Here is a 17,426-nt window from a genome sequence, read left to right on the forward strand (position 1 = left end):
GTTATCGGTCAAACCTATTAAAATAGATATTCTTATTTTTAAGATGTGATTTTTTTTGTCGTTTAAATTTTATTTATTCGTTTATTTAGCTTGACGAGTATTTTTATTAAGTAAATTAACAAGGAAAAATAATAGTTAATTCATACTCTTTCGGTTGTTAAATAAAGTTTATGAAAACTGCATGTTATTTTGTATTTGGTTTTTCCTTTAAAACACCAGAGATCCGTTTTTGTCATTAGCGATAGCAGAACCTTAAGGTTTATTAGATCTTGTAACCTTTTCTTTACTGTTTTGCCTGCGGGCATGTGGCTCGACACGCTTATGTATGGTCAGGGTTGATAGAATCGCCCCTCCAGGTGAGCTTGCAGCCTATTGAACTACGCTGAAGAGATAAGATTGTAGATTTGCTTAACAATGATAGAATATCAGCCATATTTTTTCGCAGTGGTACGCTTTCGGTACTGCTGCTCCTTCATAAACTAGGTAATGTTCAATGACGGTTAAAACTCGCTTTGCACCGAGCCCAACAGGCTTTTTGCACGTTGGTGGTGCTCGTACGGCTCTTTATTCTTGGTTGTTTGCTAAACATATGGGTGGCGAATTTGTTCTTCGTATCGAAGATACTGACCTAGAGCGCTCTACACAGGAAGCGATCGACGCCATTCTTGAAGGTATGGAGTGGCTGGGTCTGAATTGGGATGAGGGGCCTTACTACCAGACCAAACGTTTTGATCGTTACAACCAGCTTATTGATCAGTTGATGGCTGAAGACAAGGCGTATAAGTGTTACTGCCCGAAAGAGTTACTAGACGAACTTCGTGAAGAGCAGATGGCGGCAGGTGTAAAACCTCGCTACGATGCAAATCATCCAAAAATTGTCGCGGCAAATGCTGCAGCAACGGAAGACTCGCCATTTGTTATCCGTTTCCGTAACCCGAAAGAGGGAACGGTAGTATTTGATGACCACGTTCGTGGCCGTATTGAAATTGCTAACAGCGAACTGGATGATCTTATCATTCGCCGTACCGATGGCAGCCCAACCTACAACTTCTGTGTGGTTGTTGATGACTGGGATATGGGTATTACTCAAGTTGTACGTGGTGAAGATCACATCAACAACACGCCTCGTCAGATCAACATCTATGAAGCGCTTGGTGCACCGGTACCAGAGTTTGCTCACTGTGCAATGATCCTGGGTGATGACGGTGCCAAGCTTTCTAAGCGCCATGGTGCGGTAAGCGTGATGCAATACCGTGATGAAGGTTACTTGCCTCAGGCCCTTCTGAACTACTTGGTTCGCCTGGGTTGGTCTCACGGTGATCAGGAAATCTTCTCGCTGGAAGAGATGATCAAGCTATTTAGCCTCGATTCAATCAGTAAGTCTGCCTCTGCATTCAATACCGACAAACTGTTGTGGTTGAATAACCACTACATCAAGACGGCTGAACCAGAGTACGTTGCAGAGTATCTGCAGTGGCATTTGGATCAAAAAGAAATTGCTATTACAGACGGCCCAGCAATCACTGACGTGATTAAGTTGGTGGGTGAGCGTTGTAATACGCTGATTGAATTAGCTGAGCAGTCACGTTACTTCTACCAGGACTTCAGCGAGTTTGAAGCTGGTGCTGCGAAGAAGCACCTACGCCCAGTTGCTAAAGGTGCGCTTGAACTGGCGCTGGCAAAAGTTCAAGCACTTGAAGAGTGGACGACTGAAAACCTTCACAATGTGATTAAAGAAACCTGTGAAGAGTTGGAACTTGGTATGGGTAAAGTGGGTATGCCATTACGCGTATCGGTTACCGGTCAAGGCCAGTCACCATCTGTTGATGCCGTTATGCAGTTGATTGGTAAAGAGCGCGTTGCGGCTCGTATCAAGATGGCACTGGCATTTATCGCAGAGCGTGAAGCAAACAGCTAAGCTTATTTTTCTGTCACAAAGATTAAACGGAAGGGTTATGGCCTTTCCGTTTTTCTTTGTGCCGAATGGGTTAGTTATGGCTATAAGAAATTTGGTGTGACAAAAATCACGAAACCATGATTGAAGTGACAAACTCCCAAATGCATCTATTGACATGATTTAACTAAGTTTTTATTATCAATTCCACAATTTGGGGCTATAGCTCAGCTGGGAGAGCGCTTCGCTGGCAGCGAAGAGGTCTGCGGTTCGATCCCGCATAGCTCCACCAAATTTTAAAACCTCGCTTAGGCGAGGTTTTTTCGTTTTAAGACTTCTTTGTTACTCCGCTTTATACCAACCTGGATAAGTAATTGATCTATGTATTACGCAGGAAAAATGGTTGTTATCAAGGCAGAGATTGCAGTAACTAGTGGCTCTAATTACAAAATCTCTAACATAGATAGCAGCGATTTTAACCAGTAAAACTGATCAAATACTTATTTAGGTTGGTATTATACCAATCTGGATTAGTAGTTGATCTTGGATTTGCACTGGAAAGAGTATGAGTTGGGTAACCTATACATCAGTATTGATTTTACGATGTAAACAACAAGCTAGAATGAAAAAGGCCCAGCTACGTGATGGTAGCTGGGCCTTAGAATATGGCGCTCCCTGCAGGAGTCGAACCTGCGGCCTTCCCCTTAGGAGGGGGACGCTCTATCCAGCTGAGCTAAGGGAGCAACAAGCATTGCTTGATTCCACCATTATACAAAAAAATACCAATAAATTAAGTGATTACTACTAATCATCAATCTGTTTGGTTAGCAAATCACCAGGTTGGATGCTGTTGGCAAGCTCAGCTTGCTCAACGCTTAGCTCTGCTGACTTCTCGTAAACCCGATCTACCACCAGAGTGATATCAGTTTGGACCATACGGTTTCTTGGGATCCCGTTCTGATCAATAAACCCAGCGCTGTGCCATAGAGCGAGTTGATCACCTTGCTTGACGCCATGCTTGCGGCCTTGGTTGATATGAACGGTATTACCATGGTTACGCACGACTTCAGGCAAGTTGGTGCGGCAGGCTAGATTGCTTTCAAGATCCAGCATCATGTTCTGACTGACTCGCTGTACAGCTTGGCCGTAAGCCGATTGCCAGAAACGTGCACTACCGGTATCGACTTGGCTGGTGCGTGAAAACGGCCAGTTGGCGACTTCACGGTATTGGTTCTGCATGAGTATCTCGCCAGTCTTGCCATCAAGTAGCTGAAGCTCGGCAGCAAATTGCCGATTGATTGTATCGCTACGCAAAAGATTCTGATCCAAAGTGGATGTAAGATCAGTGATTTGGCCACTGATAATGTATTGGGCGTCATTATCTTCTGCAAGCATGACCATTTGGCTTGGGTAGCCTGGGTTGATTTGAACGCGGGTAGTGCCTGAGACCACAAAACTTTGTGAGCGGGTTTCTAGTTGCCGCTTCAATACAGAGGTAAAGTTGTCTCCGAGTTGGTAGATCCCGCCAAGTGAGGCATGCTGCGGTGAGCGGATATCAAACTCGCCCAGTAGCAAGCCTTTTTTATATTGTACCTTGTGGCAAGTTCTTGCCGAGGGGAATACCTCGACTTGTGCCGTTAGGTAAAGGTTGCCGCTTTTCTTATTCGTTTTAGTTACCGTAATTTGACGCAGCTCACTACCACTGAACTGGTAATGTTCACGGCTGTTTTTGAGGTAGGGCTTAACGCGATTGAAGGAGGAAAGATCGGCACCGGCATAGCGGATCACCTGTAACACGGCATCTTCCAGTGCGCTCTGTCGGGCTTGATCCTCGCTTTGCAGGACAACGGCTGAGCCGGTAACTTCATACCATGCGGCATTGACTGGCAGGGTAATGACTAACCAGAGACAGCTTAGGGTGAGGAGGATCTTTTTTCTCATGTCTTCCACTTTAGGTATAATAATTGCTTATCTACTGTAAGTTGAATGCGTACAAGTAGAAGCGAGAGTGCCACTATCGGTAACGAGATTGAATGGCGGCTTTCATAGTATTCAAAGGGTAATGCAAAGAGCATTCCCGAATTTTTGACTTTAACAATAAAGTTTTTGTTTGAGCCTACGATAACAAGCTATGGGTCTGAAGTCTCTTTTCAATTGGAGCTGTAAATTATGAAAAAGTGGGCAATTGTGTTGATGGCAATGTTGGTAACATCATGCGCCTATTCTCCCATTTACAACGGTAAAGAACCTTATACAGGTAACCGGCACAGTTTGGATGAGATGCCGCGGCATACCATGGACTTCTTTATTGAGGGGATGGCGACCAAACTGATTGAGTCCAACCAATATTTAACTGCTCGCACACCGTTGGCCGTGACATCGTTTGTTGATCTCCAAGACATGGATGAGACCAACTGGCTAGGCAATACTGTCTCAGAAGGTCTGATTTATCAGATGCAGCAGCGTGGTTATACCGTGGTGGACTATAAGGTCACGGGTGGGATCAAAGTAACCCCTGATGGCGATTTTGCACTCAGCCGCGATTGGCAGCAATTACCCTCTGAACAACCAGTCGATTACGTGCTGGCTGGGACTATGTTACGCCAATCGGCAGGTGTGCTGGTAAATGCCCGTATTATCGGTATTCGCTCTCGGGTGGTGATTGCCTCGGCACAGGGCTTCTTGCCGGCAGACCGAATTGGCCGTGATCTTGATAGCTTGAACAGAATGCGAATGGATAATGGCTGGATCATCCGCGATGAAACGCTGTCCCACGACAGAAATACCATTGTTATTAAACCTTAGGAGTAGAAATGCGTTATTGGTATCTGTTGGTTTTATCTTTTCTTGTCGGGTGTCAGCCTTTGGTTGAAACACGCAACACAGATATTATTACAGCAATTGGCTATGCATCGATCAGCGAGCAATCTGGTAAGAACATAGAAGAGAAACGGATGCGTGCAATGCGGGCATCAAAACTCGACGCCTACCGCGAGCTGACTGAGCAGGTGTACGGGATCCGTATTTCTGCCCGTTCCGAGATGGATGACCAACAGTTGAATTTTGAAAGCAATGATAGCTCGGTCGATGGAAGTATCCGTGGAGCTGAGGTGATCCGAAGTTATCCGCTGGGCGACAATTATGTGACCGAAATGCAGCTGGATATCAACAGGATGGAGCGATTAAAGGGAAGTGCAGAAATTTATGCTGTTCCCCAAAGCCAAGAGATCATGTTCTAAGCGTGTTCTGCAGACATGATGTATTGGGTTTAGGCTTTGAGATCGGTGCCTAGAGTGCGGGTATTCTGGGTGGCCCCTTCGCTGTTGTAGGTCATTTGGTGCTTGCCGCGGCTTTGTTGCAGCAAGTTGTTGAGCTTGTGGAAGCTGAGCTGGGCACGCATTAGGGCTTCACCATTGACCTCGTTAGTCGACTGGCAATCATTGGTTTGGGCCTTCAATGACTTAACCGTAGTCGCCAAGTCTCCACCTTCCATAAGCCTTGCTTTGTCTGGGTGAACAGAAAGCTGATGATCGACCAGTTTGATATTGTTGATTAGCGCCATTTTTTTCTCGGCACACTCAAGGATCTGCTCGGACTGGCGTTCGACAATTGCTTTTTGCTCCTGTTCAAGCAGGGTAGCCAAAGAGGTAAGGTTCTTCTGTTGCTGTTCAAGAAGTTGCTCTATAGAAGTAGACATACACTCTCATCCGTTCCTTAAAGGCCTTTTAAATCGTCTTCTAGCTTAATCATATTAGCCGCTAATTTATCGGCATCAATAACGTAGGAGCCATTAGCAATGGCTTCTTTGATCGCGTTCACTTTCTCATTATCAAAGGATTCTTGAGTCGCAAGCTGCTGGTGGATCTGGCCCACAGATTGGCCTTGGCTACTCAGGGAGACAGAATCCGAATCGGTAGCGCTGGTTTTGGCTTCAGCCGTCGGTTTGCCTTTGCCCGTTTCGGCATGGCTAACATTGCCGCCACTGGTCATTGGCTGGTTAGTACGTATGTTGTTGATAGTAGGCATTAGAAACTCCTTGAACGTGCAGTTTGGCTCTATAGCTACTGTATTATCGACAACGATAGCAAAACCTTTAGGGATTGTACGTAAAATTTCGGTAATTAATACTTCACCTTTTCGCTATTTAATACCTGACGGTGACTTCACCGACAGCACTCACCACACCGGTTATCACTTTTTTCGAGCGGTTGTTCTGTACGCGGATCTGCTCACCCAGCGAACCATCTGAAAGTGCCTTTCCTTCTGTGATAATGGATAGCCCATCATTTCCGGCTTTAATTAGCACCGTATCATTTCGACATACCAAGCAGATGTCGCTGGCCAATATGATTTCCCCTAGCCGGACAGGGCGCTTTACTTTAGAACCAATGAGTTGCTCGGGAGCCGAGAACGAGGCACCTCGCTGCCGTCTTAGTTCAATCTCTTCGACATTGATATCAGCAGCGGTAATGACGCTGCCTCTTGGTAGCGGCGCTTTAGCGACGACCCGGTTGAGGACTTGCTGGACACGGACCGGAACGTAGATCTGCCAATTTAACGGCTCGCAGCGCACCAGTACCGACACCGTACCGCTGAGTGAGTTGGAGTTGGGAATATCGGTTACCAGAGGCTCGGGGCACTCAGGCAGGCGAAGGCGGTTATCGAGGCTAGGGGGGGTGATGGTATAGCGACCGTTGGCTTGCTCGGTTAGGTGAGCGACATGGTCTTGTGCGGCTTGGCTGATCGCTTCGGGTGCCATGGTGGCGGCCTCCTGGCTGGCCAAAACCGGACGAATACCGCTAAAGAAAAAGAGCTGAAGGCCGATAAAACAAATTATATGAATGTTAAGCCACTTGCTAAGCACGTAATTATCTCTTTAATGTCGCTAGTCACAATGGGATACTGCGTCACACCGTAGGTGTTTCAGAAAAGCAGTTTTAATTGGCTATGATATGTGATTTAACCACCTGTTTCTCTAGTAAACACGTATCAAATTATAAAAACAAACAACAAGGAGACGTCTAAATATGTCGGGGATATTGGATTCGGTGAATCAACGTACCCAACTGGTTGGTCAAAACAGGCTAGAGTTGCTCACTTTCAGGCTTAATCGACGTCAACGTTACGGGATCAACGTATTTAAAGTTAAGGAAGTGCTTCAGTGCCCGAAACTCACGGTGATGCCCAACCTGCATCCGTTGGTGAAAGGGATTGCCCATATCCGTGGGCAAACTATTTCCGTTATTGATATGAGCCTGGCAACCGGTGGCCGTCCTATTGACGATCTTGATAACTGCTTTGTGATTATCTCGGAATTCAACCGTTCGATTCAGGGCTTCCTGGTTTCCTCGGTTGAACGCATTATCAATATGAACTGGGAATCAATCCTTCCTCCGCCGAAGGGCGCGGGTAAGGCCAATTACCTGACGGCAGTGACGGAAATCGATAATGAGCTGGTCGAGATCCTCGATGTCGAGAAGATCCTTGATGAAATTTCCCCGGTTAATACCAATATTACCGCAACGGTGCTGGAAGAGTTGATTGAAGATCTGCCTGATATCAGAAGGATACTGGTTGCTGATGACTCCAGTGTGGCGCGCAAGCAGGTACAGCGAGCTATTGAGGCGATCGGTTGCGAGTGTGTTCTGGTCAAAGATGGTAAAGAGGCCATTATTAAGCTGCGCGAAATGGCTCAGGAAGGGGATATCTACAAGCAGTTGTCATTGGTGATTTCGGATATAGAGATGCCGGAAATGGATGGCTATACCTTAACTGCAGAAATCCGTAATGATCCTCGACTTAAGGATCTACATGTTATTCTTCATACCTCATTGAGTGGGGTCTTTAACCAAGCCATGGTTGAGCGTGTTGGGGCTAACGCCTTTATTCCTAAATTTAATCCTGACGAACTCGGTGCTGCGGTGAAAGCGGCAATGCCAAAATAAAAAGCATACTCGAGCACAGAATAACCATACTAGAGCAGTAGATGACAGTTATAACAATAAACGATCAGGAATACCGTGAATTTTGCCGATTCCTCGAAGCCCAGTGTGGCATTGTCCTGGGCGACAGTAAGCAGTATTTGGTAAGAAGCCGGCTCAGTCCTTTAGTCAGTCAATTTTCATTATCTTCATTATCTGAACTGTTGCAGGTGGTTAATACTGGGCGTAATCGGGAGCTGCGGGTGGCGGCAGTTGATGCCATGACAACCAATGAAACGCTGTGGTTTCGTGATATATACCCTTATACAGTGCTGTCCGACCGTATTTTGCCAGAACTGGCGGCGAATAAGCGGCCGATCAAAATTTGGTCGTCTGCCAGCTCATCGGGGCAGGAACCATACTCTATAGCGATGACGGTTCTGGAGACCCAGAATCGCAGGCCGGGGATGTTGGCGAACCCAGTACAAATCACCGCGACCGATATCTCCCAGACCATGCTGGAGACCTGCCGTTCCGGGGCTTACGATAACTTGGCTCTTAGCCGCGGGTTATCAATGGAGCGCCGGCGGATGTTTTTCGAAGACAATGGCGATGGTCGGCTGAAGGTCAATGACAAGGTCAAGCGGATGGTGAACTTCCGTCCTCAGAATCTCAAGGACAGCTATGCGTTGCTCGGCAAGTTTGACGTGATTTTCTGCCGCAATGTCTTGATCTACTTCTCGCCTGAGATGAAAGCGAAAGTACTCAACCAAATGGCTGCCAGCCTCAACCCGGGCGGTTATCTGCTGCTGGGGGCGTCGGAGTCGCTAACAGGCTTGACCGATAAGTTTGAGATGATCCGTTGTAACCCGGGTATCATTTATAAGCTTAAGTAGTCTTTGGCTAGAGGCTAGAGGAAAAGCAAAGAGTAGAAGCAAGAGCTTGACATGGTCAGGCTCTTGCAAAAAATTTGGATCGCCCATCGCCCATCGCCCATCGCCCATCGCCCATCGCCCAACCTCCTAATTTCCCTTGCCTTACATTCTTGGCACACCCTTTGCTTTCTATCTGGTAACGAATTTTGGAGGCAGACATGTCCATTTCTTTTGATAAAGCATTAGGCGTTCACCAGCATACCGTTGGCGTACGTGCCAAACGTGCAGAAACGCTGGCGAGCAACCTTGCCAATGCCAATACGCCGGGGTACAAGGCGAAAGATATCGACTTTCAGCGGGCTCTCAATGCGGCAACCTCGGAGGCAAAAGTTGGCCTCAGCCGCACTGACGGTCGGCATATCTCTGCCTCCACTCAGGTCATGGGTGAGCAAAAGTACCGCGTACCTACCCAGCCGGACACCGGTGACGGCAATACCGTTGACTCCCAGTTGGAGCAGAACCTGTTTATGCAGAACTCCATTGAGTATCAGGCATCGCTGGATTTTCTTGGATCAAAATTCAAAAACCTGAGCAAGGCACTGACGGGGAATTAATGAATGAGCTTATTTAATATTTTCAATGTATCGGGTTCGGCGATGAGTGCAGAATCGGTACGTCTTAATACCACTTCCAGTAACCTTGCCAATGCCAACAGCGTCAGCAGCTCGGCAGAAGAAACCTATAAAGCAAGGCATCCGGTATTTGCCGCTGAGCTTCAAGGTGCCAGCTACAAGCGCAGTGATAGTGTGCCGGTTCAGGTTAAAGGGATTGTCGAGAGCGAGAAGCCGTTGAGTGCAGAGTACAACCCAGATCACCCGTTGGCCAATGCCGAAGGTTATATCTATAAGCCGAATGTCAATGTGATGGAAGAAATGGCCAACATGATCTCGGCATCTCGTTCATACCAGAACAATGTGCAAGTGGCTGATGCCAGCAAGCAGATGCTGATGAAAACACTGCAGATGGGTAAGTAGGCTAGGGAGTGATGACAATGAGCAGTATTAATGGTGCAGGTTCCAATAACCTCTCTTACCTTGACCAGTTAAAGTCGATGCAGGAAAAGAAGGTTCAGGAAGACCAGAAAGTCACTGGGCAAAATCAGTTACAACAAGAAGACTTCCTGTCTTTGTTAACCAAACAACTAGCCCAACAGGACCCATTTGAACCCGTAGGCAATGATCAGATGATTGCCCAGATGGCATCGTTTGCCACCGTTGACGGCATCGGCCAGATGAACGAGCAGTTCGGTCTGCTAAATACCGCCATGACGTCTAACCAGGCACTGCAGGCATCGACCTTGGTTGGTCAGGATGTACTGGTGCCGAGTGCGACCGGGATGAAAGCTGAAGAGGGCGGGTTAAGTGGCCGTGTGCGCCTGACCAATTCGCTTGACCAAGCCATGATGCGGGTTGAAACCCCACAGGGTGAACTGGTTAAAACCATTAATCTTGGTGCCAAAGCGGCCGGAGACCACGATATCGAGTGGGACGGCAAGAACGATCAAGGCAAGGTGATGCCGGAAGGACAATACACAATTCGGGTATCGGGTCTGGTCGGTGGCGAAACACAGAACTATGACGTATTTACTCATGCCAACGTTAACAGCGTGGTGATGGGGCAGGGAGATGGTCAGGTTCTATTGAACTTAGCCGGTCTCGACAAGCAATTTAACTTGGCTGATGTACTTCAGGTCGGAAAAGCACAAGCGAAAGGATAATCAACTATGAGCATGAATATTGCCTTGAGTGGCCTGGGTGCAGCTCAGAAAGATCTCAACACTACCAGTAATAATATCGCCAACGCCAACACCTATGGCTTCAAGGAATCAAGGGCTGAGTTCTCTGATGTGTATTCGAACTCGATTTTCTCTAACTCGAAGACCACGACCGGTGGCGGTGTTCAGACTGCGACGGTTTCTCAGCAGTTTCATGAAGGCTCCAGTATTTACACTAACAACCCACTGGATTTACGGGTATCGGGCACCGGTTTTTTTGCCGTAGCTCCGAATAAAGCTGAGCCAGCGAACAATAACCTGACTCGCAACGGTGCTTTTCACCTCAATAACAACAACGAGATTGTTAACGCAGAAAACAACTACTTGTTGGGTTACGAGGTAAACCAAGATACTAACTCTGTGGCATCGTATGAGCCGAAGCCGATGACCATTGATGATACTTTTGGTCAACCAAGTATGTCGAATAACGTGAATATTTCGATGAACTTACCAAGTGGTGAGGAAAAGCCCGCTGTTGCACCATTCGATTTCAACAATTCTGACACTTACAATAAGTCAACCTCTTCAACAATTTACGACTCATTGGGTAACCCGCTGAAAATGACAGCTTATTATTCGAAGAGAAACGATAATGTATGGGATGTCTTTTATACCGTTAGTGATAGTGGTGGTGAAAAAGAACTGAATATTGACTCAGGGGTCGATAATGGCACTGGCCACTTAGGCCACCGTTTACGTTTTGATGAAGGTGGGCAGTTAACATCGGGGAACTCGCATACATCAACGTCTTTTCAGGCTGCGGGGCTACAACTTGGTGGTGCAGATGGTACCCAAACGTTGACGTTTAATTATGACGATCCTACTCAATACGCGGCACCATTTGAAATTCGTAAGCTGGAGGATGAGGACGGTGCTACCACCGGTTATCTGTCCAATGTCGATATAGACTCTGACGGTAATATTCAGGCGTCTTACTCGAACGGTAAAGATAAGGTGATTGGTCGTGTTGCTATGGCCCGTGTTGCTAACGAGCAAGGTTTGGCCCAGCTAGGTGGTACTATGTGGAATGCTACCCAAGACTCTGGTGCTACTGTCTGGGGCGATGCCTCACAGGGCTCGTTTGGTTCAATCAAAAACGGTACCTTGGAGCAATCCAATATCGATATGACCCAGGAGCTGGTGGACTTGATCTCTGCCCAGCGTAATTTCCAGGCCAGCTCACGTGCCCTGGATGTGAACAACCAGCTACAGCAGAACATTTTGCAGATCCGCTAATCTTTTTCTGTAATAACCTCCTGCTGAAATAGCGCCGAGCCCATAACACTGGCTGTTATGGGCTTTGGTCAATTTATTGACACCTAAACCATCAAATTGGAAGTCATGATTAATTGACTAAGCATGACCGCCAATGAAGCGGCAACGTTTTTCCCCTTCATGTTTGTCACTCTCCATTTTTTGCTTTTATTCTTATGTAAATCAATGTCCTACCTGTTACCGGTTTTGATGGTATGCTTTTTGCATTAATACTGCCTATCGATAGAGGGGATTGATAGATGGATCGCGCATTATTTCTAGCCATGAGTGGCGCCAAGCAAGACATGTACGGCATGCAGGTTGCGGCCAACAATTTGGCGAACGTGAATACCACCGGCTTTCGTGCTGATTTGCAGCAGGCGAGAAGTATGCAAGCGTATGGCGAAGGGTTGCCAAGTCGAGTATTTGCTATGACGGAACGTCCAGGCAACAACTTTGAGCAGGGAGCGGTAAAAATGACCGGTCGTGCAATGGACGTGGCCGTTGAAGGCAACGGTTGGCTGGCGGTTCAAGATGTGTCGGGACAAGAAGCTTACACCCGTGCTGGCCATTTGAAGATTGATGAGATGGGTATGCTGCAAAACAGCAACGGCCAGCTTATTTTAGGTGACGCCGATGCACCGATTTTTGTCCCACTCCCTATCAACAAAATTGAAATCCAAAAAGACGGCACGGTCAGCATTTTGCCGCAGGGGGCACCACCGGAAGCCATGGTCGCTATCAATCGGATCAAATTGGTTAACCCCAACAACAGTGACTTGTACAAGGACGTCGATGGTTTGTTCAAGCCAACGACCCCGAACCCTCAGGGCTTGGAAGCCGATGCAAGCGTAACCTTGCTCAGTGGCGCTTTGGAAGGCAGTAATGTGAATGCTGTGGGTGAAATGGTCAGCATGATTGATCTTCAGCGCCACTTTGAAATGCAAGTCAAATTGATGAAAACCGCAGAAGACATGGATAAATCGTCTTCATCTTTAATGCGAATCGGATAATAGCGAGGAGTTAACGAATGCATCCAGCTCTATGGGTTAGTAAGACTGGTCTTGATGCCCAGCAAACCAATATTTCAACGGTTTCCAATAACCTAGCTAACGCCTCGACAATAGGTTTTAAGAAAAGCCGCCCAGTTTTTGAAGATCTTTTTTACCAGAATATTAACCAGCCTGGCGGTCAGGCAACGCAAGATACTACCTTGCCATCAGGCTTGATGCTGGGTGCCGGCTCAAAAGTGGTCGCCACTCAGAAGGTCTTTACTCAAGGTAATACCCAAACCACCGACAATGCGCTCGATATGATGGTCGAGGGCGATGGCTTCTTCCAGGTTATGTTGCCAGACGGCAACATCGGCTATACCCGTAACGGCCAATTTACCGTGAGTAACGAAGGCCAGATTGTGACCTCTGGCGCGGGTTATGTTCTGGAGCCTGAAATTGTGGTGCCAGACAATGCGGTTGCCATTACAGTCGGCACCGACGGTGAAGTCTCTGCCCGTATTCGAGATCAGCAGGAAAATCAGGTGCTGGGCCAGATCAACCTGACCAACTTCATTAATCCAGGCGGTATGGAGCCGATTGGTCAGAACCTTTACCTACCGACAGGGGCAAGTGGCGACCCGCAAGAGGGGATCCCCGGGCTTGATGGTTTCGGCAGTGTTCGCCAGTCGATGCTGGAAACATCCAATGTGAATGTTACCGAAGAACTGGTCAATATGATCGAGGCACAACGGGTTTACGAGATGAACTCCAAGGTGATTTCTACCGTGGATCAGATGCTGAGCTACGTTAACCAGCAGCTATAACAGGGAGTAAGGTATGGGCAAATATTGGCTGGTTTTACTGGTTGCAATGCTATCGGGTTGTGCGCAGAACTTTGATACTGGCTCTGATCTTGATAGTGCGGTCAGTGAGGTTGATGCGGTTGAAGGCACGACTGAGCAAAGTGATGGCATTATTGGTTTGGTCAGGCAGCGGGAAGACGCGGTACAGGGCGATCCTAACTGGTCTTCTGTTCGTCCGCCTGAGAAGCCGGAGCACTATGCCACTTCTACCGGTTCACTATTTAATACCACCAGCGCCATGGGGCTTTACAACGATTCACGTCCGACTGGGCTCGGTGATATTGTCACCGTATTGCTTGAGGAGAAGACTCAGGCAAGAAAGAGTGCCAGTTCAGATTTGGGCAAATCGACAGATATGAGCATGGAACCGATCATGCTTGGTGGACGTCCGGTGAATATTGGTAACTATGATTTGTCCTATGCCCTTACCAACGATAATTCATTCTCAGGCAGCCTTTCCTCGGATCAAAGCAACAGCTTTTCCGGTTCTATTTCGGTTGAGGTGATTGAAGTGTTACCTAATGGTAACTTGCTGGTACGAGGAGAAAAGTGGCTGACACTGAACAGCGGTGACGAATATATCCGGGTGAGTGGTACTATTCGCCCAGATGATATCGATTCGGACAACGCTATTCCCTCAACCCGTATCTCCAATGCGCGGATTCAGTACTCGGCGACGGGCGATCGTCAGGATACCCAGGACCCAAGCTGGTTTGGCCGATTCTTCAATGCAGCGATGTAAGACATGAAAAAGTTAATCCCAACCCTGTTATTTAGTCTAATACTGACACTTGTCTTGCCTGTGGTTGCACCGCAAGCTCATGCTGCCCGCATTAAAGATGTCGCTGGCGTTGCCGGAGTCAGGGATAACCAATTAGTTGGTTATGGCTTGGTAGTCGGTCTGCCAGGAACCGGTGAGTCATCTTCAGCGTATTATACCGAGCAGAGCTTCCGTGCCATGCTGAATAACTTTGGGATTAATATCCCCGAAGGTGAGCGGTTCCGCACCCGAAATGTCGCGGCGGTGGCCGTCCATGCCACGTTGCCACCTTTTTCCAAGCAAGGTCAACAAATTGACATCACCGTCTCGTCGGTCGGCTCAGCCAAGAGTTTGCGCGGCGGTACGCTCCTGCAAACTTTCCTGAAAGGCTTAGACGGCAATATTTATGCGGTCGCGCAAGGTAGCCTTGTAGTCGGCGGTTTTACTGCTGACGGTGCTGACGGATCGCGAATTGTCAGCAATACCCCAACCGTGGGGACGATCCCTTCTGGCGCGATTGTCGAACAAGAAGTGCCAAACCCGTTTGGCCGTGGTGACTTTCTGACGTTTAACCTCTTCGAGCCGGACTTCTCCACCGCGCAGAACATGGTAGATGCGATTAATAATTTCCTTGGTCCTGATGTGGCTTCGGCCATGGATGCGGCGTCGGTGCGGGTGCGTGCCCCGCGTGATGTTAGCCAGCGTGTGGCTTTCCTTTCAACCATTGAAAATGTGGAATTTGAAACCGCGGATTCAGGGGCGCAAATTATCGTAAATTCGCGCACTGGAACCATTGTTATCGGCCAGCATGTTCGGTTGAAACCAGCCGCCATTACCCATGGCGGGATGACCGTATCCATCAAAGAAAACCTGTCGGCTAGCCAGCCGAATGCCTTTGCTGGTGGGCAAACCGTGGTGGTACCCGATAGCGAAATCACCGTTACCGAAGAAGATTCGCGGATGTTCTTGTTTGAACCGGGTGTGAGTCTTGATGATTTGGTTCGTGCCGTGAATCAGGTAGGGGCTGCGCCGTCAGATCTGATGGCAATTTTACAAGCATTGAAACAAGCTGGTGCCATTGAAGGCCAGCTGATCATCATTTAAAGGGAGAGCAAGGTGAAAAGTCCGACCGACACCAGTTTTGTTCTTGATATATCAAGCCTTGATCGCTTGCGAGCCGGGGTGAAAACTGGCAAAGAAGGTGAGAAGGCGAGTCTGCAGGCCGCTGCCGAGCAGTTTGAAGCCATCTTCACCCAGATGATGTTCAAATCGATGCGAGAAGCAAACTCCGCTTTTGAGTCGGACTTGATGAGTAGCCGCAACGCAAAATTCTTTGAACAGATGCATGATGAGCAGATGGCCAGTGAGTTGAGCCGCAGCAATTCACTGGGTCTTGCTGATATGATTGTTCAGCAGCTTGGTGCCCACCAAGATGAGAGCGCGGTGAAGCAAAGTGATGGTACGCTAAATAAAGAACAGCCGTTTGTTGAGCTAGACAAAGGCGGCAAGACCCTGCCCTTTGAGCGGCAAGATAATCGTACCGAGATGAATAACCAAAGCATTTCACCTGAAATCCATAAAAATACCTTATCTGAATCATCCATGAGCGAAGAAGAGATTACTCAGATAGCCAATAAAGCGATTGCCCAGCGTAATATGGCGAATAGTGCTCCTGCTCCTGTCTCTGCTATGCAAGCAGAAGGAGCACCAATGCCAGAAAGCTTTGATTCTCCGCAAGCCTTTGTTTCACATATGGCCCCCTATGCTCGTCGGACCGCTAATGTGTTGGGGGTCGATCCTGCGGTATTGATAGCCCAAGCCGCTCTTGAAACAGGGTGGGGCAAGAAAGTGATCAGTAATGCCGCTGGTAACAGCAATAACCTGTTTAACATTAAGGCTGATCCAAGCTGGAAAGGGGATAAAATGGCGACGCAAACCTTGGAGTATCATCAAGGTATTGCCGTGCAAGAACGTGCAGCATTTCGTTCTTATGACTCTTTCGATGAAAGCTTTAATGATTATGCGCAGTTCTTAAAGCGGAACCCAAGGTATTCGGTTGCGCTAGAAAATACGCAAGATCCGAAAGCGTTTATTAATGAGATCCACAAAGCCGGTTATGCGACCGATCCGAGCTACAGCGATAAAGTGATGCGGGTATTTGATCAGGTCAGTGACTTGATGGATAAAGAGCAGCAATAAAAGATAAAATTTAAACAAACACATCTACAATTGATGAAATGATATTCAGTGTGTCCTCACTTTCAGACAGGGCAGATTTAATTTCATTCGTCTGTACTTTTTCTTGGTTGCCCTCCCGAATATTATCTAACACCACAGGTGCAATAATCTCTTTGATAGCATAGCCGAGTAATGTTGCAAGGCCAATGTTCATAATCACCACCAATGGTTTTTTACTGATTAGATAAAGTAATTATATAGACAAGTTATACTGATTATCTAGTGTAAATTAGTGTAAATCGAAATAAATTGTAAATGTTAGGTCGGGTTAACGGTGGTGTTGTGTTGTTAACTTGTATCTTTGTCGGTGATTTAGCCATGATTCCCCGTTGATTATTGATGGGGCAACAATTATTTTATCTTTTATAATAAATTCAATGGTTTATTTTTTGTTGGTGAGGGTCGTATATGGCTATGTATCACGTTTGTCAAAATAATGGCTATTTTTTGTCAGTTGATATTCACAAAGAATAATATCAACAGTTGACTTTTTAATTTATTATTCAGTCCTCTAATTTAGTTAATGATTTTAATCTTAAATTAAATATAAGGTATGGGGTACTGAAAAGAGTTTAGGCTGTTTCTTAGTACCAATAACCTCAAAATATGTCTCTTTAGTTGGCGTCAAAAATACCGCTGGAAGCTAATATATTACGGCTATTTTCAATCTAGCCAATGCTGCTTGATTAACTTCCTGTAATTTCGCTATTCAATTCATTGACTTTAAGTGCGTTGGCCTGTTTTTTGCATCAGTCTATTTTCTTGTTAGGGTGATTGGTGTGATTGCCGCTG

20 protein-coding genes and 2 tRNA genes are annotated in these 17,426 nt (G+C 47.0%); 15 read left to right on the forward strand and 7 right to left on the reverse strand.

Annotated elements, in window-relative coordinates:
- The first annotated feature begins 493 nt into the window (after positions 1-493).
- Together gltX and NHN17_RS09430 are read left to right on the forward strand one after the other, a co-directional pair.
- Entirely contained in the window at positions 494-1,918 is a 1,425-nt protein-coding gene (gltX, locus tag NHN17_RS09425; protein ID WP_255042120.1) for a glutamate--tRNA ligase, read from the forward strand.
- Positions 1,919-2,110: 192 nt separating this feature from the next.
- Positions 2,111-2,186: transfer RNA gene (locus NHN17_RS09430), tRNA-Ala, on the forward strand.
- 374 nt (positions 2,187-2,560) lie between these two features.
- On the opposite strand, the gene NHN17_RS09435 is transcribed toward NHN17_RS09430, so the two are convergent.
- Together NHN17_RS09435 and NHN17_RS09440 are read right to left on the reverse strand one after the other, a co-directional pair.
- Positions 2,561-2,637 (reverse strand) — tRNA-Arg (locus NHN17_RS09435).
- Between the two features lie 61 nt (positions 2,638-2,698).
- A complete protein-coding gene (locus NHN17_RS09440; protein WP_255042121.1) occupies positions 2,699-3,835 on the reverse strand; it encodes a flagellar assembly protein FlgT in 1,137 nt (378 codons plus the stop codon).
- A 228-nt stretch (positions 3,836-4,063) separates the two neighbouring features.
- On the opposite strand from NHN17_RS09440, the gene NHN17_RS09445 reads away from it, so the two are divergent.
- Entirely contained in the window at positions 4,064-4,699 is a 636-nt protein-coding gene (locus NHN17_RS09445; protein WP_255042122.1) for a FlgO family outer membrane protein, read from the forward strand.
- Positions 4,700-4,707: 8 nt separating this feature from the next.
- Positions 4,708-5,133 (forward strand): LPP20 family lipoprotein, encoded by a 426-nt coding sequence (locus tag NHN17_RS09450; protein ID WP_255042123.1) that lies wholly within the window; start codon positions 4,708-4,710, stop codon positions 5,131-5,133.
- A gap of 29 nt (positions 5,134-5,162) precedes the next feature.
- Here the strand turns inward: NHN17_RS09450 and NHN17_RS09455 are convergent, their stop codons facing one another.
- The 3 genes from NHN17_RS09455 to flgA form a co-directional block, all read right to left on the reverse strand.
- A complete protein-coding gene (locus NHN17_RS09455; protein WP_255042125.1) occupies positions 5,163-5,591 on the reverse strand; it encodes a flagella synthesis protein FlgN in 429 nt (142 codons plus the stop codon).
- Positions 5,592-5,608: 17 nt separating this feature from the next.
- Positions 5,609-5,920, reverse strand: a complete 312-nt coding sequence (gene flgM / locus NHN17_RS09460) for a flagellar biosynthesis anti-sigma factor FlgM (RefSeq protein ID WP_255042127.1) — start codon at positions 5,918-5,920, stop codon at positions 5,609-5,611.
- 118 nt (positions 5,921-6,038) lie between these two features.
- On the reverse strand, positions 6,039-6,653 hold the full coding sequence (gene flgA / locus NHN17_RS09465) for a flagellar basal body P-ring formation chaperone FlgA (protein WP_255042130.1): 615 nt from the start codon (positions 6,651-6,653) through the stop codon (positions 6,039-6,041).
- Between the two features lie 268 nt (positions 6,654-6,921).
- On the opposite strand from flgA, the gene NHN17_RS09470 reads away from it, so the two are divergent.
- Both NHN17_RS09470 and NHN17_RS09475 read left to right on the forward strand, forming a co-directional pair.
- On the forward strand, positions 6,922-7,839 hold the full coding sequence (locus tag NHN17_RS09470; RefSeq protein WP_255042132.1) for a chemotaxis protein CheV: 918 nt from the start codon (positions 6,922-6,924) through the stop codon (positions 7,837-7,839).
- Between the two features lie 41 nt (positions 7,840-7,880).
- Positions 7,881-8,711 carry a CheR family methyltransferase gene (locus NHN17_RS09475; protein WP_255042134.1) on the forward strand — a complete coding sequence of 277 codons (831 nt, stop codon included), beginning with the start codon at positions 7,881-7,883 and terminating at the stop codon, positions 8,709-8,711.
- 55 nt (positions 8,712-8,766) lie between these two features.
- Here NHN17_RS09475 and NHN17_RS09480 read toward each other — a convergent pair whose 3' ends face one another.
- The gene (locus NHN17_RS09480; protein ID WP_255042135.1) at positions 8,767-8,910 is read right to left on the reverse strand and encodes a hypothetical protein; all 144 of its coding nucleotides are present in this window, start codon (positions 8,908-8,910) and stop codon (positions 8,767-8,769) included.
- On the opposite strand from NHN17_RS09480, the gene flgB reads away from it, so the two are divergent.
- The 9 genes from flgB to flgJ all read left to right on the forward strand — a co-directional run bounded on the left by flgB (position 8,909) and on the right by flgJ (position 16,595).
- Complete coding sequence (gene flgB / locus NHN17_RS09485) at positions 8,909-9,304, forward strand: flagellar basal body rod protein FlgB (protein WP_255042136.1); 396 nt, start codon at positions 8,909-8,911, stop codon at positions 9,302-9,304. The genes NHN17_RS09480 and flgB overlap by 2 nt on opposite strands.
- Positions 9,305-9,307: 3 nt before the next feature.
- Positions 9,308-9,724: a flagellar basal body rod protein FlgC gene (gene flgC / locus NHN17_RS09490; RefSeq protein WP_255042137.1), complete on the forward strand. Its 417-nt coding sequence runs from the start codon at positions 9,308-9,310 to the stop codon at positions 9,722-9,724.
- A 17-nt stretch (positions 9,725-9,741) separates the two neighbouring features.
- The gene (locus NHN17_RS09495; RefSeq protein ID WP_255042138.1) at positions 9,742-10,467 is read left to right on the forward strand and encodes a flagellar hook assembly protein FlgD; all 726 of its coding nucleotides are present in this window, start codon (positions 9,742-9,744) and stop codon (positions 10,465-10,467) included.
- 6 nt (positions 10,468-10,473) lie between these two features.
- Positions 10,474-11,760 carry a flagellar hook protein FlgE gene (flgE, locus tag NHN17_RS09500; RefSeq protein WP_255042139.1) on the forward strand — a complete coding sequence of 429 codons (1,287 nt, stop codon included), beginning with the start codon at positions 10,474-10,476 and terminating at the stop codon, positions 11,758-11,760.
- A 278-nt stretch (positions 11,761-12,038) separates the two neighbouring features.
- Positions 12,039-12,791: a flagellar basal-body rod protein FlgF gene (flgF, locus tag NHN17_RS09505; RefSeq protein WP_255042140.1), complete on the forward strand. Its 753-nt coding sequence runs from the start codon at positions 12,039-12,041 to the stop codon at positions 12,789-12,791.
- 17 nt (positions 12,792-12,808) lie between these two features.
- Positions 12,809-13,597: a flagellar basal-body rod protein FlgG gene (flgG, locus tag NHN17_RS09510; protein ID WP_107351471.1), complete on the forward strand. Its 789-nt coding sequence runs from the start codon at positions 12,809-12,811 to the stop codon at positions 13,595-13,597.
- A 13-nt stretch (positions 13,598-13,610) separates the two neighbouring features.
- A complete protein-coding gene (locus NHN17_RS09515; RefSeq protein ID WP_255042142.1) occupies positions 13,611-14,378 on the forward strand; it encodes a flagellar basal body L-ring protein FlgH in 768 nt (255 codons plus the stop codon).
- Positions 14,379-14,381: 3 nt separating this feature from the next.
- A complete protein-coding gene (locus NHN17_RS09520; protein WP_255042143.1) occupies positions 14,382-15,500 on the forward strand; it encodes a flagellar basal body P-ring protein FlgI in 1,119 nt (372 codons plus the stop codon).
- A gap of 12 nt (positions 15,501-15,512) precedes the next feature.
- Positions 15,513-16,595: a flagellar assembly peptidoglycan hydrolase FlgJ gene (gene flgJ / locus NHN17_RS09525; RefSeq protein WP_255042144.1), complete on the forward strand. Its 1,083-nt coding sequence runs from the start codon at positions 15,513-15,515 to the stop codon at positions 16,593-16,595.
- A 10-nt stretch (positions 16,596-16,605) separates the two neighbouring features.
- Here flgJ and NHN17_RS09530 read toward each other — a convergent pair whose 3' ends face one another.
- Entirely contained in the window at positions 16,606-16,788 is a 183-nt protein-coding gene (locus NHN17_RS09530; protein WP_255042145.1) for a hypothetical protein, read from the reverse strand.
- Between the last annotated feature and the right edge of the window lie 638 nt (positions 16,789-17,426).

This window comes from Photobacterium pectinilyticum (assembly GCF_024357955.1).
Classification (GTDB): Bacteria; Pseudomonadota; Gammaproteobacteria; order Enterobacterales; family Vibrionaceae; genus Photobacterium; species Photobacterium pectinilyticum.